At 43.3% G+C, this 24,740-nt stretch carries 18 protein-coding genes; 9 read left to right on the top strand and 9 right to left on the bottom strand.

Going from position 1 to position 24,740, the window contains the following annotated elements; translation table 11 throughout:
* Positions 1-11: 11 nt before the first annotated feature.
* On the top strand, positions 12-1,361 hold the full coding sequence (gcvPA, locus tag KW060_RS02145) for an aminomethyl-transferring glycine dehydrogenase subunit GcvPA (RefSeq protein WP_249036834.1): 1,350 nt from the start codon (positions 12-14) through the stop codon (positions 1,359-1,361).
* Positions 1,354-2,901, top strand: a complete 1,548-nt coding sequence (gene gcvPB, locus KW060_RS02140; RefSeq protein WP_249036833.1) for an aminomethyl-transferring glycine dehydrogenase subunit GcvPB — start codon at positions 1,354-1,356, stop codon at positions 2,899-2,901. The genes gcvPA and gcvPB overlap by 8 nt, the downstream gene beginning before the upstream one ends.
* A 39-nt stretch (positions 2,902-2,940) precedes the next feature.
* Here the strand turns inward: gcvPB and KW060_RS02135 are convergent, their stop codons facing one another.
* Genes KW060_RS02135 through KW060_RS02125 form a run of 3 tightly spaced genes read right to left on the bottom strand, consistent with a single transcriptional unit; the run spans position 2,941 to position 5,392 of the window.
* Positions 2,941-3,639, bottom strand: a complete 699-nt coding sequence (locus KW060_RS02135; RefSeq protein WP_249036832.1) for a DUF899 domain-containing protein — start codon at positions 3,637-3,639, stop codon at positions 2,941-2,943.
* Positions 3,640-3,676: 37 nt separating this feature from the next.
* A complete protein-coding gene (locus KW060_RS02130; protein ID WP_249036831.1) occupies positions 3,677-4,282 on the bottom strand; it encodes a cysteine dioxygenase family protein in 606 nt (201 codons plus the stop codon).
* Complete coding sequence (locus KW060_RS02125; RefSeq protein ID WP_249036830.1) at positions 4,283-5,392, bottom strand: serine hydrolase domain-containing protein; 1,110 nt, start codon at positions 5,390-5,392, stop codon at positions 4,283-4,285. It abuts the gene before it with no gap.
* A gap of 170 nt (positions 5,393-5,562) precedes the next feature.
* Here KW060_RS02125 and KW060_RS02120 point away from each other — a divergent pair, with 170 nt between their 5' ends.
* Positions 5,563-6,903 carry a M28 family metallopeptidase gene (locus KW060_RS02120; RefSeq protein WP_420833167.1) on the top strand — a complete coding sequence of 447 codons (1,341 nt, stop codon included), beginning with the start codon at positions 5,563-5,565 and terminating at the stop codon, positions 6,901-6,903.
* A gap of 70 nt (positions 6,904-6,973) precedes the next feature.
* Here the strand turns inward: KW060_RS02120 and KW060_RS02115 are convergent, their stop codons facing one another.
* The 4 genes from KW060_RS02115 to KW060_RS02100 all read right to left on the bottom strand — a co-directional run bounded on the left by KW060_RS02115 (position 6,974) and on the right by KW060_RS02100 (position 15,411).
* The gene (locus KW060_RS02115; protein WP_249036828.1) at positions 6,974-12,436 is read right to left on the bottom strand and encodes an Ig-like domain-containing protein; all 5,463 of its coding nucleotides are present in this window, start codon (positions 12,434-12,436) and stop codon (positions 6,974-6,976) included.
* A gap of 80 nt (positions 12,437-12,516) precedes the next feature.
* The gene (locus tag KW060_RS02110) at positions 12,517-13,878 is read right to left on the bottom strand and encodes a glutamate--cysteine ligase (RefSeq protein ID WP_249036827.1); all 1,362 of its coding nucleotides are present in this window, start codon (positions 13,876-13,878) and stop codon (positions 12,517-12,519) included.
* A gap of 71 nt (positions 13,879-13,949) precedes the next feature.
* Positions 13,950-14,681, bottom strand: a complete 732-nt coding sequence (locus tag KW060_RS02105; RefSeq protein ID WP_249036826.1) for a retropepsin-like aspartic protease family protein — start codon at positions 14,679-14,681, stop codon at positions 13,950-13,952.
* Positions 14,674-15,411, bottom strand: a complete 738-nt coding sequence (locus KW060_RS02100; RefSeq protein ID WP_249036825.1) for a 16S rRNA (uracil(1498)-N(3))-methyltransferase — start codon at positions 15,409-15,411, stop codon at positions 14,674-14,676. Before KW060_RS02100 ends, KW060_RS02105 begins: the two co-directional genes overlap by 8 nt.
* 58 nt (positions 15,412-15,469) lie before the next feature.
* On the opposite strand from KW060_RS02100, the gene ubiA reads away from it, so the two are divergent.
* Entirely contained in the window at positions 15,470-16,426 is a 957-nt protein-coding gene (ubiA, locus tag KW060_RS02095; protein WP_249036824.1) for a 4-hydroxybenzoate octaprenyltransferase, read from the top strand.
* 48 nt (positions 16,427-16,474) lie between these two features.
* On the opposite strand, the gene KW060_RS02090 is transcribed toward ubiA, so the two are convergent.
* Positions 16,475-18,454, bottom strand: coding sequence for a sodium-translocating pyrophosphatase (locus KW060_RS02090; RefSeq protein ID WP_249036823.1), 1,980 nt, complete (start codon positions 18,452-18,454; stop codon positions 16,475-16,477).
* 171 nt (positions 18,455-18,625) lie between these two features.
* Between KW060_RS02090 and ppa the strand changes: the two genes are divergently transcribed.
* Genes ppa through KW060_RS02075 form a run of 3 tightly spaced genes read left to right on the top strand, consistent with a single transcriptional unit; the run spans position 18,626 to position 22,054 of the window.
* Positions 18,626-19,165, top strand: a complete 540-nt coding sequence (ppa, locus tag KW060_RS02085; protein WP_249036822.1) for an inorganic diphosphatase — start codon at positions 18,626-18,628, stop codon at positions 19,163-19,165.
* Between the two features lie 47 nt (positions 19,166-19,212).
* Positions 19,213-20,697, top strand: coding sequence for a UbiD family decarboxylase (locus KW060_RS02080; RefSeq protein ID WP_249036821.1), 1,485 nt, complete (start codon positions 19,213-19,215; stop codon positions 20,695-20,697).
* Between the two features lie 7 nt (positions 20,698-20,704).
* Positions 20,705-22,054 (top strand): TldD/PmbA family protein, encoded by a 1,350-nt coding sequence (locus tag KW060_RS02075; RefSeq protein WP_249036820.1) that lies wholly within the window; start codon positions 20,705-20,707, stop codon positions 22,052-22,054.
* Here KW060_RS02075 and KW060_RS02070 read toward each other — a convergent pair.
* Complete coding sequence (locus tag KW060_RS02070) at positions 22,051-22,818, bottom strand: enoyl-CoA hydratase-related protein (RefSeq protein WP_249036819.1); 768 nt, start codon at positions 22,816-22,818, stop codon at positions 22,051-22,053. The two genes, KW060_RS02075 and KW060_RS02070, sit on opposite strands and share 4 nt — an antisense overlap.
* A gap of 80 nt (positions 22,819-22,898) precedes the next feature.
* Between KW060_RS02070 and KW060_RS02065 the strand changes: the two genes are divergently transcribed.
* On the top strand, positions 22,899-23,612 hold the full coding sequence (locus KW060_RS02065; protein WP_249036818.1) for an ABC transporter ATP-binding protein: 714 nt from the start codon (positions 22,899-22,901) through the stop codon (positions 23,610-23,612).
* 14 nt (positions 23,613-23,626) lie between these two features.
* Positions 23,627-24,739, top strand: a complete 1,113-nt coding sequence (locus KW060_RS02060; RefSeq protein ID WP_249036817.1) for an ABC transporter permease — start codon at positions 23,627-23,629, stop codon at positions 24,737-24,739.
* Position 24,740: the final 1 nt, after the last annotated feature.

Raw genomic sequence — 24,740 nt, 5'->3', positions numbered from 1 at the left:
GGTTTAACCTCATGCGTTATTTACCATTATCAGCCGATGACCGTGCAGAAATGCTTGGAAAAATCGGTGTAGACAACGTTAACGACCTGTTCGTTGATGTGTCAAACGGCGCTCTTCTTAAAGGACTGGTTGATCTACCGACACATATGACAGAAATGGAAGTTGAGCAAAATTTTGAAGCGTTTGCTGCAAAAAATGTTGCTGCCGGTTCTGTTCCGTTTTTCGTGGGCGCGGGTGCATATCGCCACCACGTACCATCATCAGTGGACTATCAGCTACAGCGCGGCGAATTTCTAACGGCCTATACGCCATACCAGCCGGAAATTTCACAAGGAACCCTTCAAACCCTTTATGAATTTCAAACGCAGGTAGCACAAATCACCGGAATGGATGTTGCCAATGCATCAATGTATGATGGCTCGACCGCATGTGGTGAAGCAGCCCTTATGGCAAGACGCATCACAAGAAAGAAACGCGTTGTTGTCAGTGGTAATCTACATCCGCAGTATATTGATGTTGTTAGAAGCGCGACAAAATATACCGATGATGTGGTCGTGGTAAATGACCCGACAGTGAATAAATCAGAAAACCTTCTTGATCAGGTTGATGAAAATACCAGCTGTGTGATCGTTCAAAACCCTGACTTTTTCGGTAACGTCAATGATTTCACGGATCTTGCAGATGCACTTCATGAAAGAAAAGTGCTTCTTGTTGTTGTAACAACAGAGGTTGTATCTCTTGGCGCGATTAAATCACCCGGCTCCATGGGTGCGGATATCGTTGTCGGTGAAGGACAATCAATCGGTAACGGTTTAAACTTTGGTGGCCCATATGTGGGGCTTTTTGCAACACGCCAAAAATATGTTCGCCAAATGCCGGGTCGCCTATGTGGTGAAACAATTGATGCGGATGGCAAGCGCGGGTTTGTGTTAACGCTTTCAACACGTGAACAACATATCCGCCGTGAAAAAGCGACCAGTAACATTTGTACCAATGCTGGTCTTTGTACACTGGCCTTTACCATTCACATGACGCTTCTTGGTGAAGCGGGTTACCGCAAACTTGCGAAAATCAATCATGCTGGCGCAGTGAAACTTAAAAACAAGTTGGCTAACGTTGACGGTGTTGAAGTACTGAACAAGACATTCTTTAACGAATTTACTGTTCGTTTAAATAAAGACGCAGCAGAGGTTGTTGAAGCACTTGTTGAACATGACGTTATTGCCGGCCTTCCGGTTTCAAGGCTTTATCCTGATAATGAAGAACTGAAAAATGATCTTCTGATCGCAGTGACAGAAACCACATCGGAAGATGACATTGATATTCTGGTTGCCGAACTTAAGGAGGTGCTAAATGCTTAATAATCAGGGACGCCCGACTGGTGTTGAGGAAATTACCGAAACACAGTCAACTAAGTTCGAAACTTATACCGGAAATCGTGGTTTATCACAGGTTGAGGGTTTGATTTACGAAATCGGTGACACGCAAAGAACAGGTGTTGATCTTCCGGACGTGGAAGATTTCGATGACTGTCTTGGTGGTGTAACACGTGATAATGAAATCGGTCTTGCTGGTCTTTCAGAGCCAGAATCCATGCGTCATTACACACGTCTTAGCCGTAAGAACTATGCCATTGACCTTGGGTTATATCCGCTTGGTTCATGTACTATGAAACATAACCCGCGCCTGAATGAAAAAATGGCGCGCTTGCCTGGTCTTGGTGATATTCACCCGCTTCAGCCGCAAAGCACAGTTCAAGGTGCGTTGGATCTAATCGATACACTGGCCCATTGGCTTAAAACTTTAACTGGTATGCCAGCCGTTGCCATGTCACCAAAAGCAGGTGCCCATGGTGAATTATGCGGCCTGATGGCAATTCGTGCGGCGCTTGAAGCAAAGGGCGACGCAAGATCAGTGGTGCTTGCACCGGAAAGTGCCCACGGCACCAACCCGGCGACAGCGGCACTTTGTGGTTATAAAGTAAAACCAATCCCAGCAACAGAAGATGGCCGCGTTGATCTTGACGCAATGAAAGAAGCGCTTGGCCCTGATGTTGCGGCGATAATGGTCACAAACCCGAATACATGTGGTCTTTTTGAACGCGAAATCATTGAAATTGCCGATGCTGTTCACGCAGTTGGTGGGTATTTCTACTGTGATGGCGCGAACTTTAACGCCATTGTTGGTAAGGTTCGCCCAGGTGATCTTGGTGTTGATGCCATGCACATTAACTTGCATAAAACATTCTCAACGCCACATGGTGGTGGTGGTCCGGGTGCGGGCCCTGTTGTGCTTTCCGAAGCTCTTGCCCCATATGCACCAATTCCATATGTGGTTGCCGGCGATGAAGAGTTCAGCATCAAAGAACATGATGATACAGGTAACAGCTTTGGCCGTATGACCGCATTCCACGGTCAAATGGGAATGTTCATTCGTGCGCTATCATATATGATGTCACACGGTTCTGACGGTCTTGCACGCGTCGCAGAAGATAGTGTTCTAAACGCTAACTATGTACTTGCGAGCCTTAAAGACATCATGAGCGCCCCATTTGAAGGGCCATGCATGCATGAAGCATTGTTTGACGATCGCTTCTTAAAAGATACGGGCGTTAGCACACTTGATTTCGCGAAAGCCATGATCGACGAAGGCTATCACCCAATGACCATGTATTTCCCACTTGTGGTCCATGGCGCAATGCTGATTGAACCGACGGAAACCGAAAGCAAACAAGCCGTTGATCAATTCATCGGTATGATGCGTTTCCTTTGTGAAAAGGCAAAAGCAGGCGAAACAGAACGCTTTACTGGCGCACCATATAATGCGCCGCTTAGACGTCTTGATGAAACAGGCGCTGCTAGAAAGCCAAAGTTACGCTGGACGAAAGAAGAGCAAGAATAAAAAAGAAAAGGCCGGGTCATCTGATCCGGCCTTTTTTAATCATACATATTCATCATGACGTTTTAGCCATGACATGGGGCCATCTTCCTGACGGCCGAGCGGTGTAAGATCAATATATTGATAAACGCCCATCAATGTGTCCACGCCACGGGAATAGGTGGAATAAGTATGATAAATCTTGCCATCATCATCCTTATAAAAACAACTTACCCCATGCAGTTCCGTCATATCCCCTTGCTTAGGGGCATAATTATATTGCCCATCACCCTGTTCAATTTGTTCAGCGGTAAATGAAACATCAAAGTCGTAATTAAATGGTGACCCAAGTGAGGAATACCATTCAAAACCCCATCCCATACGTTTTTTATAAGCATCCAATTTATCAAGTGGCCCATTGGATATCACCACAAGCCGCACACCCGCCTGTTCAAGATGGGTATGGACGCCTTGATGGCTATCCGCCATTAATGAACAGCCCGGACAACCTGCTTCCCACTCTGGTCCATACATGAAATGCTGAATGATAAGTTGATTATGATCTTTAAAGAGTTCAGCCAGACCGACTTTTCCATCAGGCCCATCAAATTGATAATTTTCCGTGATTTCCACCCACGGAAGCGCGCGGCGTTCTGCGCTTAGGGCATCCGCCGCTTTTAAATGCGCTTTTTCTTTTTTCAGGAAGGCTTTCCGCGCTTCTTGCCATTCCTCTTTTGAAACGATGTTACGCGAAATACCCATTATGCTCTCCTGAATTTAAATTATTTGGCTTTATCCTTTATTTGGCTTTATCCCGGGTGGTTTTAACGTCCATGACAAAATATTTGCAGGATTTTAATTCCTTATCCCACATAAGCCTTTTATCAAGTGTTTCTAAACCACGGCCATAAAAATGAAGGTGTCTTGTACTTTCCCCATCATTAATGGCGATCGAATGAATATCATCCGGCAGTAAGGCAACGCCCTGCCCCGGCTTCACGACGATTGTTTCAGAAAGTGTAATTTCCCGATCACCCGGTAATAGTGGCCCATCATCCACTGTATCATAAAGATAATTATACTCTTCCCCCTCAACCGCTGCAATGCAGGCCCACGTGGTATGGTTATGGGGTGGTGCCTTTTTACCCGTATGCATCACATTCAAATATAGCGCATAACTATCGTCATCGTCCTGACTTAAAAGATACCTTGTATGAACTTTGCCATCCGTTGGGGCGGGAAATTGATCTTCCGCCCAATATTCGGATTTATCCGCAATGGCGATCAGATCATTTTTAATGTCTTCCAAGTTTTCACGGCTGACCGCTGATGGTTCAGCAAGTGATCTTGCTTTATTCAGTAAGGCATCAATGTCTGCGTTTCTTTGTTCTGCGACTGTTGTCATTTATTTCGTCCTGTATTCAATTAGTTTATCAGCAAGTTTTTGTGAAAAATCATGATACGGCTGGCCAGATGTATTGGACATCCACACGAACCCGATGTCAAGTTCCGGTATCATCACAACATATGATCTAAATCCATCGCTACCACCATGGAAAATCGTTTGATAATCGCCCTGCTTGCGACGCTGCCAGCTTACACCAACGCGGTCAAATGTTTTCCCGTTTGATGCGACCGTTGGCGCCCACATATGATCCAATGTTTCTTTCTTTAAAATTTGGTTGCCTTCAATCATACCGCCATTCAAGTTTAACTGCACCCAGCGGGCCATGTCATCAATATTGGAAATCAGTGTCGAACTTGGCCCATGCATTCGGTTATATGGAAATACATCTGCGACGCGCCATTTATCATCCCTTTTTTGATGAAGGCTATTAAGCTTTGTCATATCCGCTTCCTGAATTAGTAACGTACTATTCATCATACCTGCCGGAATCAGAATATTTTCACGCACATAATCTTCGAAACTCATGCCTGATGCTTTTGCGATTACATCACCCAAGAGTTCATATCCGGTATTGCAATATTGATATTCGGTTTCCGGTGGGTAGGTCAGAAATTTATGTGAAATAAAATTACGGGTAAATCTTTCCAGCGCCCCTTCATCATATTGTGGGTTATGCCACGGGTTACTGTCAAAATCCGGCATACCGGAAATATGGGACGCGAATTGGCGAATGGTCAGGTCTTTATAACGGTTATCCACCAATACAAAATAGGGAACCACATCAACAACAGGCTGATCAATATCAAGCTTGCCCGCATCATGTAACTGCATAAGAGCAGTACCGACGAATGTTTTGGTGACAGAAGCCATGTGGAACAAAGATTCATTTGTTTCTGGTTCACGGGTATACATATTTTTAATACCCATTGTTTTCTTTAAAATTGGCCCGTCTTTTGTGACCACAGAAAATACAAAGCCCTGAATATTGCTTTCAGCCATCATGTTTTCAATCATGGGCGTTAATGTTGCATCCAGTTCTTTGTCGTTTGCAAACGATACTACGGGTAATAAAATGATACCCAACATCACCAATAAATATTTTTTCATGTTCCGTCCCTATATTTTTATTTTACTATTTTTAGTACGCCGCAAGCCGCAATGCAATAAATGTCTGTTGACGGGCCCCCAAGGATACGGTTTTATAGGGGTAATCATAAAAATTAAGGGAGGATAAGATGCCGTTAAAAAAAATGGCGATAGCATCAACCGCGTTTGCGATGGCATTTACCACAGCACAAGCCGCGGATGTACCGCCACAGGAATTACCGCTACTGCATGAACTGGTCAAGGATGTATCAGCAGAACGCATCGAAGCAGATATTAGAAAACTGGTAAGTTTTGGAACCCGTCACTCGTTATCAGATACAAAATCAGAAACGCGTGGCATTGGTGCCGCACGCCGTTGGATATTTTCTGAATTTGAAAAAATCAGTGCTGATTGTGGTGGATGTCTTGAAGTTATGTATGTTAGCGATACGGTTACCGGTAACCGCATTCCTGAACCAACCGAAATCGTCAGCGTTGTTGCCATACAGCGTGGTGAAAGCGATCCGAACCGTTATGTGGCCATGTCCGGTGATATTGATAGCCGTGTATCTGATCCGTTAAATGGTATTGATGACAGCCCCGGTGCCAATGATAATGCATCCGGCATGGCGGGTGCGATCGAAGCAGCACGTGTTTTAAGCAAACATAAATTTGCGGGATCTATTATCTATATGGGTTTATCTGGCGAAGAACAGGGCCTATTCGGGGGGCAGATTGTCGCTCAGCACGCACTTGATAACAATTGGCGTGTGAAAGCAGTGCTGAATAATGACATGATCGGCAATATTACCGGCATTAATGGTGTAACCAACAATACAACGGCCCGTGTTTTTTCAGAAGGCACACGTGACGTTGAAACACCGGAAGAGGCCCGCATCCGCCGTTTCAGCGGCGGTGAGGTTGACAGCCCATCCAGAAACATTGCTAGGTTTATCGACAGACAAGCCGATAAATATATCCCGAATCTTGATGTGATGATGGTTTACCGCCTTGATCGTTTTGGCCGTGGTGGTCACCACCGCCCGTTTAACGCGGTAGGTATTCCTGGTGTGCGTATCATGGAAACTAACGAACATTATGACCGTCAGCATCAGGACATCCGCGTCGAAGATGGCCGTGAATATGGCGATGTGATAGAAGGTGTTGATTTCGATTATGCCAGAAAACTGACGGCACTTAATATCGTTTCGCTCGCTGAAATGGCTGCGGCACCACCATTCCCAGCAGAAGTGGAATTAAAAGGCGCGGTCCGTGCCAGCGCCGTCATCAGCTGGAAACGTCCAACCGGTAAAGAAGCAGAAAATCTGGCCGGATACAAAGTTTACTGGCGCCTTACAGATGCCAATCAATGGACCCACAGCAAATTTGTCGGTGACGTCGAAACATACACATTCGAAAACTTAGTGGTTGATAATTACTACTTCGGTGTCGTCGCAGTTGCGAAAGACGGCGCAGAAACTCCCGTCGTTTTCCCCGGGCCAATGGGCAACTTCGGTGGATACGAGGAATAAATATTAATTCATAAAAAACAAAAGGCCGGATCAAATGATCCGGCCTTTTTGGTTGTATAAAAATCCAGTATCACGAAATATCCTGAATGATATCAGTGTCAACCAATAACGTCGCACCACTAGCTGTATAAGTATGATAAGTTTCTGTATCAATTACCTGATCAGCACCCTGCACCCATCCTTGACCAGTTGAGGTGACTGTTTGATTTACATTTCCATCAATCTGAAGAATATTATCGTCATCTGTAATACCCAATAGATCATCTACCGTCAATGTAATCTCTATCACATCTGAATCTGTTGTCTCAAATATTTCAATGTTAGTACATTCTAATGCAGCAAGATTTATTTCACTATTCACATAATTATCGAGATTAATAGTATCTTCATCTAAACCACCATTAATATCGCCATTATTAGTAACAATATAAAACATATCGTCTCCATCACCGCCAGACATCAGATCGAATTCATCACCTGCATAGATAATATCATTTCCTAGGCCTCCATACATACTGTCTTGCCCCAGTCCCCCATAGATTATATCTTCTCCAGACTGTCCGTTTAGAATATCATTCCCCTCTAAACCATAAATAATGTCATTTCCATAACTACCCTCAATTTCATTATTCTCGTTATTGCCTATTAATGTATCAGAATATGTAGAACCGATGATATTTTCAAATCCAGAAAAAGTTAAATTTTCTGCATGCCCTCCACTTGCAGTTTCATTAAACATGTCCAAGAATACTGCACTTTCGGAACTTTCAAATCTTAATGTATCAACCCCTTCGCCACCATATAATGTATCACCACCGCCTGAGCTGTGAATAACATCATTACCTTCTAGGCCATCAATAATATTAGCATTAGAATCCCCCTTAAAAATGTCTTTACTAGAAGTTCCAATAATATTTTCAATATTTAGAAGTTTACCATGAGTAGGTTCTTCTAAATTAGCAGAAGTTAATCCTACAATAGTATCAACTCCTTCTCCACCATCTACATAATCAGTGTAATACAGATAAATTGTATCATTTCCTTCTCCTGTATAGGCATAATCGGTTCCATTGCTATAAACATATGTATCATCTATATAGACGATATCATCACCTGATCCCGTATATATAGTAGCTTGTCCATTGGTTAGCTCATTAGCTATAATAGTAAGATCTTCTGAAGTGTCAGATAAGTCTAAGGTACTCTCATCTGTACCTTCTTGCACCCATAAATTATTTACCACTTCAACAAATGAACTATTTAAACCCAAAAATGAATTTTCTTCACCAATTGTGTTATAAACATAAATTGTTGCACCACCGCTTTGATAAACTTGATATGTATACTGCCCATCATCACCTTCGGTAACATATGTCCATTCATCACCTGTTCTAAAACTGTCATTATGGCCCGCAAATATCATTAGCTCGTTATATTCATCTGTCATATTTATGACATCTTGTGCCGAGAAAGTAAGTTCTTCTGCCTCTAAACTTGGATAGGTACTGATAAATTCAATATTAGAAACATCAAGTGTTGATAAATCAATTTTAAAAGTATCACTATTTCCATAAAAGAATAGCCCGTCAAACCCAGCACCACCATCAATGATGTCTTCCACGGAACCATCAGTTTCATAAATGATAAATTTATCACTTCCCCCTAACCCGGAAAGCGTATCTTTTCCTTCATTTCCGATAAAATAATTATCGTTATCATCGCCAGTTAATGTATCGGCAAATTGAGATCCATTAACATCTTCGAAATTTGATATTATGTCGCCTTCTGCATCGCCACCACTAACACCACCTGTTGAAAGATTAATAGTTACACCTGACGCAGAATAATAATAACTTAAAAGATCAATACCATCACCGCCATCTAGCGTATCACGACCTACGCCGCCCTCGACCCTATCATTGCCACCTAAGCCATAAATTTTATCTGAACCAAGACCACCAAAGAACCAGTTATCATTCTCATCCCCTGTTAAGGTATCGTTATAATCACCACCTTCGAGCCCCTCAAAATTAGATAAACGATCCCCAGCAGCCGTACCACCACTTCCTGTGCCCGTAGTCAGATTTACGTTAACAGCTGCATCAGAATAAAAATAGCTAATCAGATCTTGGCCAAATCCACCATCCAAAATATCGGCACCATCATACCCTATTACAATGTCATCACCGGAACCCATGATTATATTATCCGAATAAGTCCATCCTAGTACAATTGTATTACTATATGAATATACATTGTTATAGGTAGCCGCAGCATCAGTCGTCACCTCAAACAAGTTTGAGCTAGTCTCGGTGAAATTATTGATAGTAATAACTTCATCATCATTGAGACCATCTACCCTTACAGTTAATGTGCCTTCTGCATATCCACCATATCCATCAATAGTCACATATTTTACCGTTACATTAATACTTTGCCCAAAATTAAGGCTGTTGAAATCCCCTGCAGTATCAAAATTGATTTTGTCACCAGAAATTGATACTTGTCCACGACCACCAACAACACTTACATCATACAATGATAAATTATCGCCATTTGGATCATTATCATTTGAAAGCACATCAATTAATTTGCTGCTACCTTCAAATAAATCATCTGTATCATTCGTAGTTTCAGGATTATCATTTGTGCCGTTAATGGTAACAGTCACAGTACCTTCACTAATGCCGTTTAATCCGGAGACAACATATGTAATAGTTGCAGTTCCCGTTTCACCAACCCCAATTGTTGTATCATCGGCGGCAGTATATTTAATGCGACCGTATTCTACAGTGACAATTCCCTTGTCAGTTTCCGCCGATACAAGCGTCAGTTCCCCGCCTTCTGGATCACTATCATTAGAAAGAACGTCAATATAAACTGTATTGCCCTCTCTAACCTCACCTTCATCAGCAACCGTGATCGGATCATCGTTAACGCCATTAACAGTGATTGTTAATGTGCCTTCTGTTTGATCAATACCGTCATCGGCAGAATATGTGATATCGACATCAACAGATTCACCGTCCTTCAGATAATCGAAATCAGAGCCGGGATTAAACTCAATTTTGCCATCAACAACGCTGACGGAACCTTTACCTTCATCCACAGAAACATCGGAAATGCTTAAATCGTGACCATCTGCATCCGTGTCATTCGCGAGAACATCAACAAGTATGGTCTCATTTTCACCTGCAGTTGCCGTATCATTTGTTGTTTCAGGAGCTTCATTTGGGCCAACAACCGTAATCGTTAATGCCCCAGAGGCCGTTTTTTGACCATCAAAGATGACATAATCTAATACTACATCTTCTTTTTCACCTGGCGCTAATCCATCAAAATCACTGCCTGGATCAAAATGAATTTTCCCATCGACAATTGATGCTATACCCTTTCCATCTGGCCCAGAAACATTATTGATTACGAGAACATCGTTCTCTTCATCTTCATCATTGGCAAGCACATCAACGGTAGTGGTTTCCGTATTCAAAATTTCATCAAAATCGTCAACCGTATTCGGTCCATCATTAACACCTGTTACAGTAACCGTCACAGATCCCAGATTCACTTCACTTTCATCAGATAAAGCATAATTAATTATGATCTCTTTGGTTGCGCCTGTGGCCAGATAATCGAAATCCGTGCCCGGATCGAATTTTATCTTGTTATCTACAATTTCGATACTTCCACCACCCTCGGGATCGACAAGGTAAGCATCAAAGAATGAAAGGTCATCATTTTCTTCATCAATGTCATTTGCTAAAGCATCGATCAAAATTATTTCATTTTCATCCGCATCCGCAGTATCATCAACGGCAATTGAAGGATCATTTACGCCTGTTACGGTAATGGTTAATTTACCATCCGTCGTATCATCACCATCACTGACGGTATAGGATATATCCACATCTTCGGTTGCGCCCGTCGCAAGATCATCAAAATCCGTACCCGGATTAAATAAAACCTTACCATCAACTATGGAAACACTGCCTTGCCCCGCATTATCAACTGACGCTGCTGTAATAGACAAGGTATCATTTTCAATATCGCTATCATTGGCAAGAACATCGAATGACTTACTGTCATTTTCGAATGTATTTCCAGTATCATTTTGTGCCGTCGGCGCATCATTATCGCCGTGCACCGTGATCGTTAACGTGCCCTCATCCGTATCACTGCCATCCGTTACCGTGTATGTAACTGTAACATCACGCGTTTCCGTATCATCCAGATCGTCAAAATCCGATCCCGGGTTGAATTGCACCTTACCATCGACGATCGATACGCTACCCATGCCACTTGGAACAGACACTGACTGTAGGCTTAAGGTATCATTATCAATATCACTATCATTCGCGAGTACATCAACCAATATGGTTTCATTTTCACCGCTTTTATCTATGTCGTCATTCGCATACGGGACACCATTCACGGCAGGGTCAATTGTAACACCATCAAGTGCCGTATCCACAGCAGACGATCCATCTGTTTCAATAGTACCTGTTCCGCTTATATCACCAAGTGCTACATCCGTGACCGTCGCTGGGTTGGTAACAGTCAACGTCACCTGATCATCAAGGATGATTTCATCAATTTTATCAAAAGTATCCGCAATCACATCAAGATCGATTGATGTATCTGTACCACCGTCAATTACTTCTAATTTTACGGTACTGCCGTCTGTAGAAGTGATTTCGGTAATTCCGCCAAAATCATCTTCATCACTTACTTTAACGGTCAAATCGCCATCAATATTGATTTCACCAATATCACTCATATCAATGACTGATAAATCAAGGATATATGTGTCCCCATCTGGAACTTCGATGTTTATGACCGAATTACCATCACCATCCACTGTGATGAATTGCGCGAGCTGTTCTGGTGTTAGTGTAACAACAGAATGCACTTCAAGAATAGTCACATTGGATATGGTAACACCGGTTAAATCAACAGTACCGTAAATGAACAGCGTATCGGTACCTGGTCCACCATTAATGACATCACCCGGTTCAACATCGCTAACGGCATTATCATTAATGTCATCTAATGAAATTAATGATGATAAATTATAACCATTTCCTGCATTTGTAATGTCACCGTTATCATACTGTCCCGCTGTTGTCGTCCCGATCAACACAATAGCGTCATTTCCATTGCCGCCATTCACAGTATCCGCGCCTGCGCCGGATCTTATTAAATCATTACCGCTGGCGCCATCAATCGTATCCGCACCAGCACCAGTATTAATGACGTCATTACCACCTTTACCGGTAACCGTTAGGTCTGCTGTCGCCACTTTTTGGTCAAGTGTGGTGTTGCGATTATCCCTTGCAATAAATACGTTAGCAGGATCTTCGATAAATTCAGCCGGCAATGTTGGTGCGGGTGCTGGTGTATTATTTCCACCGCCACCACCGCCGCCGGCTGTTCCGCCGCCGCCACATGCCGCAAGTGGTAATACGGTCATCAAAATAGATGATTTTTTAGAAAGTTTTGATTTAAGTTTATTATCTTTATTAGGCGCACGCATGCAACTATCCCCCAATACTATTTTGTCATTATGATCAAAACACTACTGGGGTAAGTTTACTGTTGCAAGTAATTTTTCAATTAAAAACTGCAATCCTTAAAAATATTTGAAATATCACCATTCCACGCACCGTGATAACAATCCAACATCCGCTGTGCAGTGGTTTTTCCGCTTTCCACCACCTCAAAAAGTGGTTTTAAGAACACACGTTCATCTTCACCCATATTGTTAAGATTTGCCCGTCTTTCAAGACCACCTGCGGAAATTTCAAGCATTTGTTTTGCAAGTCCCTGAACATTGGTGTTTCTAAACGGCACATTAAGTGCATCACGCGGCACATTATCACGTAGTGCTTGATGCTCGTCCGCGGTCCAGTCTTTGATCATATCCCATGCTTCTTCAAGGGCCTGATCATCATATAAAAGCCCAACCCATAATGCAGGTAATGCACAAATTCGGTTCCAAGTACCGCCATCGGCGCCGCGCATTTCAAGGAATTTTTTAAGTCTGACTTCCGGGAAAAGCGTACTCATATGATCTTCCCAATCTTTTATCGTTGGGACTTCGCCCTTAAACCCTTCTAAGGTTCCGTTCATGAAATCCTTAAATGATTTACCGCTGACATCATGATATGTGTCACCGCGATTGATAAAATACATTGGTACATCAAGCACATGGTCAACATATGCTTCGTATCCCATTCCGTCTTCGAATACAAATGGCAGAATGCCACAACGATCCGGGTCTGTATCTGTCCAGATATGGGAACGGAAACTTTGGAAACCGTTTGGCTTTCCTTCAGTAAAGGGGCTAGCGGCAAAAATCGCCGTTGCCAGCGGCTGAAGCGCGAGCGATACACGGAATTTTTTCACCATGTCCGCTTCTGACGAATAATCCAGATTAACCTGAATTGTTGATGTTCTAAGCATCATATCTAGGCCAAGGTCACCCTTAGTCGGCATATAGGCACGCATGATATTATAACGCCCCTTTGGCATAACCGGAACATCTTCGCGTTTGGTATTCGGGTTAAAACCCATACCAATATAATTAATACCAAGCTTTTCACTGACCGCTTGTGCCTGCCTAAGATGGCTTGTGCTTTCCGCGCAGGTTTGATGAAGCGTTTTGAGCATCGCACCCGATAATTCAAGCTGCCCACCGGGTTCAAGTGTCACGGATTGCCCATCTTTTTTAAGGCCAATGATATTGTCACCTTCCATAATCGGAGACCAGTCAAATTCATCACGCAGAGCTTCCAAAATCGCCTTAATACTGCGTTCACCGTGATAAGGAACAGGTTTACCGGAATCGACACAATAGACAAATTTTTCGTGTTCCGTACCAATGGTCCAGTCCGATTTCGGTTTCGCACCAGAGGCGATATAATCGATTAATTGCTGCTTACTTTCAATGGGGGCGTTTTTTGATATGTCGCTCATTTCCTTGCCTTTTTATTATTACCCTGCTCTTCATCAGTTGCTGTTCCGCCGGAACAGTCATCATGTGGTGATTAAGGATATAATGTCAATAGGCCGTCACGCACTTCGTAACCACTTAAGCGATTTAAAAATGTCATGCCTAATAATGATGTGTCCATTTCGCCTTCATTAACGAACCCTTCGACCCGTTCCAATCTAATGGGGCCCAGTTCCATGACATTCAATCTAACTGGCGCATTATATACAGTACCATTTGCCGTCGACGCTGGCGCCATAAACGAAAGATCATTAAGATTATATCCAATTCTTTCCGCGTCCGCCTTGGTTAAAACGACGCTACTGGCCCCCGTATCAACAACAAAATCGATTTCCTGCCCATTCACAAAGGCTCTTACCATATAATGGCCGCTTCTATCTGCGCGAAATGTAATTGACTGATCCGATGCCATTCCGTTTGATGGGTTAAGTTCACCGGATAACATACCACCACCATTCCAGATCGAATAACCAAGTCCAAGAATACCAAAAATGATCACCCAGCCCGCAATATTGCGAAGTGCCTGCCCCGGGTTACCGATCACATGCCCGATTAAACCTGCGCCGATTAAAGCAAGTAATAGAAAATCATAAACAAGACTTGCACTTTGGCCACTGGTCAAACCATCACTTAATACCCAACCAATTAAGGCGACAATAACGACAACACCAATCACGATCACCATAAATGAACCCATATTGCCTTTTTCTGGCTCTGGTTCATTTTCATTGGATGGTCGTCCCCATGGTGATTGTTCGTTATTCATGCTGCCAGTCCCCTATGTATGATTGCCATAACGATATTGCCGCAACGGCCGCGGTATCCGCCCTTAAAATTCGTGGTCCAAGTGTGACCGGAATGCTATTTTGATGTTCTCTGATCAAAGCTCTTTCTTCGGCGGAAAACCCACCTTCGGGGCCGATTAGAATTGCCCACTTATCAAATTTCTTTTCTATTTGAATGAATGGTTTAGCATCGCCCGCTTCATCACAGAAAATCAATCCTCTATCATCTGGCCAATTTTCAAGTAAATCATCCAGTGACGTCATGACGTCAAGTTGCGGTACGGTCATACGCCCACATTGTTCGGCAGCCTCAATCATATTGGCAATAATTTTTTCATCCTTGATACGGTCCAAATTGGTGTGCTGTGTCATCACAGGGCGAATATACCCTACACCAAGTTCCGTTGCTTTTTGGATCATATAATCGACACGTGCTTTTTTAACGGGTGCAAAAATGTACCATAAATCAGGATCACTGGTTTGGTCGGCGACCTTATCCAATATAACTAAAAAAGCTTTCCCCTTTTTAACTTTGGTGATTTCAGCATGCCATTCACCCTGATCACCGTTAAAAAGTGTGACCAATTCACCTTCACGCACCCTTAAAACATTCACCAGATAATGCCCCTGATTACCATCAACCAGAAATTCCGATCCTTTGATAAAGGCTTCATTGATAAATAGACGCGTTCTTGAACTTTTATTCGACATTTTTTTTATTTCAGTTATGACTATAGACTTAATGATAGCATTAAATGCGTAAAGGCAAATGACAAAATTACCAAAAAGTGAATTTAGTGAGCGCATAAAAAACGCGCCAGAAGACACAATAGAGCGAAATTGGGTCAATAAAATGTCACCTGATTTTGCCCTTGGATATCTTCAGCTTATGCGCGCCGATAGGCCGATTGGTACCTGGCTTTTGCTATGGCCTTGTCTTTGGTCAATTTTGCTTGCCAGTCATTATTATAGTGATGCTTCAATGCTTCCAAATTGGCAATTAATGCTTTTATTTACTGTTGGTGCTTTTGTAATGCGTGGTGCTGGATGTGTGGTCAATGATCTTTGGGACCGCGAGGCAGATGCAATGGTTGAACGCACCAAAGGAAGACCACTACCAAGTGGACGCGTCAGTGTATTCGGTGCACTTGTATTTTTAGGGATGCTCTGCTTAATCGGGCTACTCATTCTATTACAGTTAAATATGTTCACAATCTATGTGGGGGCGGCATCAATTGTTTTGATTGTAATCTATCCACTGATGAAACGAATTACATATTGGCCGCAATTGATCCTTGGCTTTACATTTAACTGGGGTGCGTTACTGGGCTGGGCCGCAGTTAGTGGAGAAATTAAGTTACCCGCCGTTATTCTTTACGTCGCAGGTATTTTCTGGACACTCGGATATGACACCATTTACGCCCATCAGGATAAAGAAGATGATATTCAGGTTGGCGTTAAATCAACGGCATTAAGACTTGCTGATAATACCCATAAATGGCTAACAGGTTTTTACCTGATTTGCTTCACGCTTATTCTCGTGGCCGGCTATTTTTCTGGCTTAAGCATGCTTTTCTTTATCGGCATGGCCGCGGCTGGTGCGCATCTGGCATATCAGCTTAAAAAATTAGATATTGATGACCGGGATTTATGCTTAAACCTATTCCGTTCAAATCATCATTTTGGTGCCATTGTCTTTATCAGTATATTACTTGGCCATATATAAAAAAGGCCCCCGAATATCGGAGGCCTTCTTCATTTTAAAAGGTAATAATTATGAAAGCAGTGGTGCAATAACCAAGCTTACAATTGCCATCACATTGATCAGGATGTTCATGGACGGGCCAGATGTATCCTTAAATGGATCACCAACCGTATCACCAACCACCGCAGCAGCATGGGTTTCAGAACCCTTACCACCAAGGTTACCTTTTTCAATGTATTTCTTGGCGTTATCCCACGCGCCACCAGCATTGGCCATCATCAACGCCATTAGCACACAACCAAGCAGCGCACCACCAAGCATACCACCAAGGCTTTCCGCGCCAAGGCCAAGACCAACGATTACCGGAACGCTCACCGCGATCACGCCAGGAATAATCATTTTCTTGAGGGCCGCTGTTGTTGCGATATCCACACATTTTTCTGTGTCCGGATCTGCATTACCTTCTAGAAGGCCCGGGATTTCCTTAAACTGACGACGGATTTCCACAATCATTTCCATGGCCGCATCACCAACCGCTGTCATTGTAATCGATGCAATCAAAAACGGGATTGTGCCGCCAATGAATAGACCAATAAGAACGGCTGGTTTATCAAGTGATAAACTAAAATCCGGAATATTTTGTGAAACGGTCGCGGTGAATGCCGCAATAATCGAAAGCGCCGCAAGCGCCGCCGCACCAATCGCAAAACCTTTACCAATCGCCGCCGTTGTATTTCCAAGCTCATCAAGGCTATCTGTAATATCACGGGTTTCTTTACCAAGTCCCGCCATTTCAGCGATGCCGCCTGCGTTATCCGCAACCGGACCATATGCATCAATCGCCATGGTGATACCAACGGTCGCAAGCATCGCAATCGCGGCCAAGCCAACACCATAAAGGCCAGCGCTTTGAGTTGAGATAAAGATAATCCCACAAATGGTCAGGATCGGTAAAACCACTGACTGCATTCCCACAGCAAGACCCGTAATCATGACAGTCGCAGAACCGGTTTCACCGGATTCAGCAATTCGGCGAACAGGCGCCGCAGCCGTATAATATTCGGTCACAAGACCAATGATCACGCCACCAACAGCACCGCACACGATGGCGTAGAACTTACCAATATCAATGCCAAAATGTTGAAGTACCATATATGCCGCAGCAACAAAAAGAACCGCAGCACCAATCGTACCAGTACGAAGTGCCTTTTCAGCAGCACTGTTTGACATCATTTTCACAAGGATAATACCAAGGATCGAACAAATCAGACCCACTGATGAAAGAAGCAGTGGTAATGACATTAAGTCCGCCTGATTGGCAACGCCCATTGTCGCAGCCAATGCAACAGTCGCAATCGTCGCACCGCAATAACTTTCGAAAATATCAGAACCCATTCCGGCAACATCACCAACGTTGTCACCAACATTATCGGCAATCACGCCCGGGTTACGTGGGTCATCTTCAGGAATACCGGCTTCCACTTTACCCACCAGGTCGGCACCAACATCAGCGGATTTGGTATAAATACCGCCGCCAACACGAGAGAATAGAGCCACCGTAGAAGCCCCCATACCAAAACCATGAACGGCTTCTGCATGTTCAGCACCGAAGAAATAATATAATAGACCTAATCCTAATAGACCGAGTGCAGCAACACACATCCCCATAATAGAACCACCAAAGAAAGCCACCGTTAACGCGGCACCTGCGCCATCTTCATGTGCGGCAGTGGTTGTTCTTACGTTCGCTTTTGTTGCTGAAAACATCCCCAGATATCCGGCAATACCGCTACAAAGTGTACCAACAGCAAATGATATCGCTGTTTCCATACCTAACGCCAGATAAAGCGGAATGATAAGTACGATATTAAACATAAGAAGCATCTTATATTCTCTATTCATAAATACCATGGCTCCGCGGTGAATAGCATCCCCTATTTTTGCAACTTTTTCATTTCCTTCGTCGTATTTCATTACTAATCCGTACAATATAAACGCGACGACCAGACCAACTGCCCCCAGCAGTGGTGGAATGAGTGCTAAATCCAATTTATTTCTCCCTTATTTTCTCGTATATTTTTTAAAAACCTCTTCTTACTTCAACTTAGTGATGAAACGGTAATCGAAGAATTTAGAAATAGCAAGTTTACTGCTGACAAAATTCTATTTTTAGCTATATTGCGCCCAAATGATTCAACTTATGAAATACAGGTTTTAAAAATGCCAAATTTAGACTACATCAACGCTGGCCTTAACCCGCCGGAAGAAATCAACGTAATCATCGAAGTACCAGCAGGCGGTGCACCGGTAAAATATGAAATGCATAAGCGAAGCGGTACTATCCTTGTGGACCGTATTCTTCATACACCAATGCGTTATCCGGCAAACTATGGTTATATTCCACATACACTTTCTGATGATGGTGATCCATGTGACGTGCTTGTGGTTGTTGGTGAAAGTCTTGTACCGGGTTGTATGATCCGTGCGCGCCCGATTGGCGTTCTTCTGATGGAAGACGAAGCTGGTGGTGATGAAAAAATCCTTGCGGTTCCTGATGTAAAAACGGACCCGACATATAAAAAAGTAAACACATACGAAGATCTTCCAGAGCTTCTAATCCAACAAATCCAGCATTTCTTCGAGCATTATAAAGATCTTGAAGGCGACAAATGGGTTAAGATCATTGGATGGGAAGGCCCGGAAAAAGCCAAAGAAATGATCGAAGCAGCGATCGAACGCGACAAAGCAGAGAACGCATAAACGTAATTTTTGCTTATCATTTATGATGTTATCTCTTATAAGAAGTCATGGCTTATTCATCATTAAGAGATTTTATCGAACATCTTGAAAAGACCGGAAAACTGGTTCGGATTACCGAAACGGTTTCCGCTGATCTTGAAATGACAGAGATCGGCTGCCGCGTGCTTAACGACGGTGGCCCTGCTCTACTTTTTGAAAATGCAATAAAATGCGATGGCAGCAAGGCTACCATGCCTGTGCTAACCAATCTGTTTGGCACCGTCGAACGGGTCGCCATGGGCATCGAAGCAAAACCGGAAGACCTACGCGGTATTGGTCATACGCTCGCGGAACTACGTCAACCGGAACCACCAAGCGGTTTCAAGGACGCCATCGACAAATTACCAATGCTGAAAAAAGCAATGACCATGCGCCCGAAAACGGTGAAGAAAGCACCCGTTCATGAAGTGGTGCTAACTGGCGATGATATTGATATCAACGAATTCCCAATTCAGAAATGCTGGCCGAATGACGCAAGCCCATTAATCACATGGCCGCTTGTGGTCACCAAAGGCCCCGGTAAATTACGTGAGGATGATTTTAATCTTGGTATTTACCGTATGCAGGTTTTAAATAAAAACCAGACCATCATGCGCTGGTTAAAACATCGTGGTGGAGCACAGCATCACCGCAGATGGAAAAATGAAAAATCAGAACCGCTACCCGCTGCGATCGTTCTTGGTGCGGATCCGGCAACAATCCTTGGTGCAGTAACGCCTGTGCCGGATACACTAAGTGAATATCAATTCGCAGGACTTCTTCGTGGAAAGAAAACGGAACTTGTTGATTGTAAAACAATTCCAATCAAGGTACCCGCAACTGCCGAGATCGTTATCGAAGGCCATGTTTCATTAGACGATTACCGTGACGAAGGGCCATTTGGCGATCACACCGGTTATTATAATAACGTGGAAAAATTCCCTGTATTCACCGCCACTGCCGTGACCATGAGGAAAGACCCGATTTATCTTTCAACCTATACCGGAAAACCACCTGATGAGCCCGCCATTCTTGGTGAAGCATTAAACGAGGTGTTTATACCACTGCTTCAGCAACAATTCCCGGAAATTGTTGATTTCTGGTTACCGCCGGAAGGATGCTCTTACCGCGTTGCTGTGGTATCCATGAAAAAGGCATATGCGGGCCACGCCAAACGGGTCATGATGGGCGTCTGGTCCTATTTAAGGCAATTCTTATATACAAAATTTGTGATTGTCGTCGATGAAGATATTGATGCACGCGATTGGAAAGAAGTGATCTGGGCAATGTCAACTCGTATGGACCCTGTGCGTGATGTAACGCTTACTGAAAATACACCTATTGATTATCTTGATTTTGCATCGCCTGTTTCCGGACTTGGTGGTAAGATCGGTATTGATGCCACCAATAAGATGGACGGTGAAACCGACCGTGAATGGGGTGAGCTGATCGAAATGGATGACGACATCATCAAAACGGTTGATGCCAAGTGGGACAAATTAAACATAAAGTGAAGAAATCATGAGCAATAAAAATTCAATGACCCCGGATAGATTAGCTGACCTTGTAAACAAGGCCAAAAAAGCAGGCGCGGATCAGGCAGATGCCGTTTATTTCACAGGCATTTCAAATGCGGTTTCTTGGCGCCTTGGCAAGTTAGAGGACATTGAACGTTCAGAAAATTCTGATCTTGGTTTACGAGTGATCATTGGCAAAAATCAGGCAATTGTTTCTTCCAGCGATATGTCAGATGCAACCCTTGATGAACTGGTTAGCCGCGCTCTAGATATGGCAAAAAATACACCAGAGGATCCATACGCGGGTCTTGCAAGTAGTGAACTCCTTGCCAAATGTGATCTGCCTGAACTTGATCTTTTTGATGATAAAGAACTGACCGAACAAGAATTAAAGGATATGGCCGCGGAGGCGGAAACCACCGCATTAGAAGTAGGCGGTATCACCAATTCGGAAGGCGCAAATGCCAGTTTCAGTAAAGCTCATATCACGCTCGCTAACACAGATGGTTTCTTGGGCCATTATGGTTCCAGTAATTTCGGATGCAGTGTTTCTGTGATCGCCGGTGAAGGCACAGCAATGGAACGTGATTACGCATGGACATCACGCCGCCATTTCGAAGACTTGGATAGCCCTTATAAAATCGCCCGCGAAGCCGCAGAACGCACTTTAAAAAAATTAAACCCGCACAAGGCAAATACTTGTGAAATTCCGGTTGTCTATGACCCCCGTGTTTCAAGATCACTGGTCAGCCATCTGGCCAGCGCGATCAATGGCTCATCCATTGCGCGCGGTACAAGTTTCTTACTTGAAATGATGGAAAAACAAATTTTTCCGGAAAATATCAATATTACCGATAACCCCCACATTGCACGCGGGCCATCATCAAGACCATTTGATGGAGAAGGCGTCAAAAACGCGCCGCTTGCGATTGTGCAAAATGGTGTTCTAAAAAACTGGATTCTTGATAGCGTCAGTGCGAGACAGCTTGATCTAGTGACCAATGGTCGCGCCAGCCGCGGTACATCAAGCCCACCGGCACCAGCCAGCACTAATCTGTTCCTTGAGGCGGGATCGATCAGCCCGAAAGACCTGATTTCCGATATTAAAGACGGTTTTTATGTCACAGAACTAATCGGCAGTGCGGTTAACGGCATTACCGGTGATTATAGTCGTGGCGCCAGCGGTTTCTGGATTAAAGACGGCAAACTGGATTACCCAGTGAACGAAATCACTATCGCCGGCAATCTAAAAGATATGTATATGCAAATGACCGCTGCCGATGATCTCGAATTAAAATATGGTACCGACGCCCCGACATTGCGTATTGATAAAATGATGCTTGCTGGGAATTAGGATTCTTGTTTTTCCAAAAACTGCTTGAAGGCTTGCTTAGCTTCGTCACTTTCAAGGCATTCAGCGAATTTGATCATTTCTTGGTCAAATGCATTTCGTAAAACTTCATTATTTGATGACATCAGTTTTTTTGTATCCTGTAAAGCCTTTGGAGAAAGTCCTGCTAAAAATTTTGCTTTATCCATTGCCATTCCTATTGGATCATCAACAATGCGAGTAATGATGCCATCCCTCATTGCCTGTTCAGATGAGATGACATCACCAAGCAGCAGCCATTCCCCCGCGCGGGCGCGTCCCATCATTTTAGGCATAATATGACTTGCCGCCGCTTCTGGGCATAACCCAAGGTGCGTGAAGGGCGTTCTGAATTTTGCCATTGACGATGCATATACCAAATCACAATATAATAATAACGTTGTACCAATACCCACAGCATAGCCATCTACGGCCGCAATGATCGGTTTTGAAAATTCCCGGATCGTATCGACAAAAATTGCAGCATCACTATCACGTGCCATCCCCCCTTCTTCAAGGACACTCACAAAATCTGCAATATCATTACCTGCTGAAAAATGCTCCCCCATGCCGGATAAAACAACAACACGAACGCCATCTGATTTTTCCGCTTTGTTTAAAATTTCGGTAAGCGACCTATACATTTCAAATGTAAAGGCATTCATTTTATCCGGCCTCTTGAACTTAACCGATAATACTGGCCCAGAAGCCACAACATTGATCTGAGAGGAAAGAGATGTAATAGTCATAAAATACCATGCTTCCATAACGTTAGTGATATTTTAATTTTATCCATTTATCGTCTTGCAAGATATGAAAAAGGCAAAATATGCTTGAAATAAAAAAAATCAGTAAATCATATGGCGAGGTAAAAGCCGTTCAAAGCCTGTCATTCACCGCACATGAGGGGCAAATAACAACGTTACTAGGTGCCAACGGTTGTGGCAAAACAACGACTTTACGGGCAATTGCTGGCTTAATCCCTCTGGATCAGGGGTCTATTATCCTAAACGGTATTAATGTTCATGAGCACACTATTGAAGCCAGACAGCATCTTGGCATTTTCCCTGACATTTTCGGCCTATACCCCAGATTAACCACCATCGAGCATCTTGAATATTTTGGTAAGCTCCACGGATTAAAAGGTCATATTCTTGATAAAGCCGTAAAGAATACAGTTGAAATTTTGAATATGTCTGATATTGCCGATCGACGCACAGAAGGTTTTAGTCAGGGTCAAAGAATGAAAGTGGCCCTTGGCCGGTCTTTCATTCATTCACCAAAAGTGCTGGTCCTCGATGAACCGACACGGGGCTTAGATATTTTTAATGTCCGTCTTTTAAGAGACCACCTGCGAAAACTTACCAAAGAAGGGGTATGCATTTTAATGTCTTGCCATGTAATGGCAGAAGTTGAAGATTTATCAGATAAAGTTGTATGCATGGCTGATGGTAAGAAAAAAGCAACCGGCAGTCCGGCAGAACTAATTGAAAGAGCAGGCACAGACAATCTAGAAGATGCCTTCGTGCAATATGTCAGCTAGGAAAGAAGGATAATTTGTTAAACGGTATTTTCATCATCGCACAAAAAGAAATTAAAGACGCCCTTCGTGACCCTGGCGCCATGATTGCTGCCATTCTATATACAGTCATCGGCCCTGCACTGCTAATGACCGTATTTGCATTTATGCCTCCCAATGGAACCGGTAATCTTAAAAAATCAATTGATTTGGTTATTGATGATAAATCCACTGAAATTGCAAGATTTCTTGAAGAAAATAATTTTATATTAGATGAGAATTCCCCCATTAAAGTCATCGTTCCCAATGATATTGATAGTGCACTTGCAAACGGTGAGCAACGCCGTATTGTTATCGACGCTGATCTTACAAAAACCCGTGCCATTGTCACGGATTTACGTGCAACACTTGAAGAGTATAACAATGAAATTTTACGCGAGCGATTAAAAGCATACGACCTGACGATCGAATATATTGAACCGATAAGGTTACAAACAGATACAGTGGTTCAGGTAAGAAGTGCGCTTGGAAAAACATTGATCAGTATGATTTCCCTTAGTTTCTTTATGGCTATTGCCTTTACGGGCATGTCGCTATCCATCGACATGACGGCCGGTGAACGTGAAAGAATGACTCTGGAACCATTGCTTGCGCAACCAGTCAGTACGCTAACAATCATTAGCGGTAAGTGGCTCACGTCATTTTCTGTTGCCATGTTTGGTAGCGCTATCACTGCAACATTACTGACTTTAATTTTTATGTATAAACCCGAAGTAGCCGACAGATTTGATGTTTATCTTAATGGCTTCGATGCGCTAAAAATATATATTTCCCTAATTCCGCTGTGCGCGATGTTTGCAGCACTTCAGGTATCCGTCGCACTTTTTGCCAAAAGTTATAAAGAGGGAATTTATTACTTAAGTCTTTCTGGTATCGGACCAATGACCGCAGCATTTATGGATCCAGAAATCGTGGAAAATTTTACTTTCCTGCCTCTTCTTTGGGAAGCAAACACCATTAGGAATATCGCGACACCATCAGTAAATGCTGCCAATTTACCGAATATTGCCTTATTAATTTCAATAGTATTTGTATCAATCTGTCTTTATTACGCACAAAGACGCTTGAAACAAGAAACGATGCTAAAATAGT

This window comes from Pseudemcibacter aquimaris (assembly GCF_028869115.1).
Classification (GTDB): Bacteria; Pseudomonadota; Alphaproteobacteria; order Sphingomonadales; family Emcibacteraceae; genus Pseudemcibacter; species Pseudemcibacter aquimaris.
Note: the sequence above shows the minus strand (reverse complement) of the source record. Positions and strands in the feature narration are given on the sequence as shown.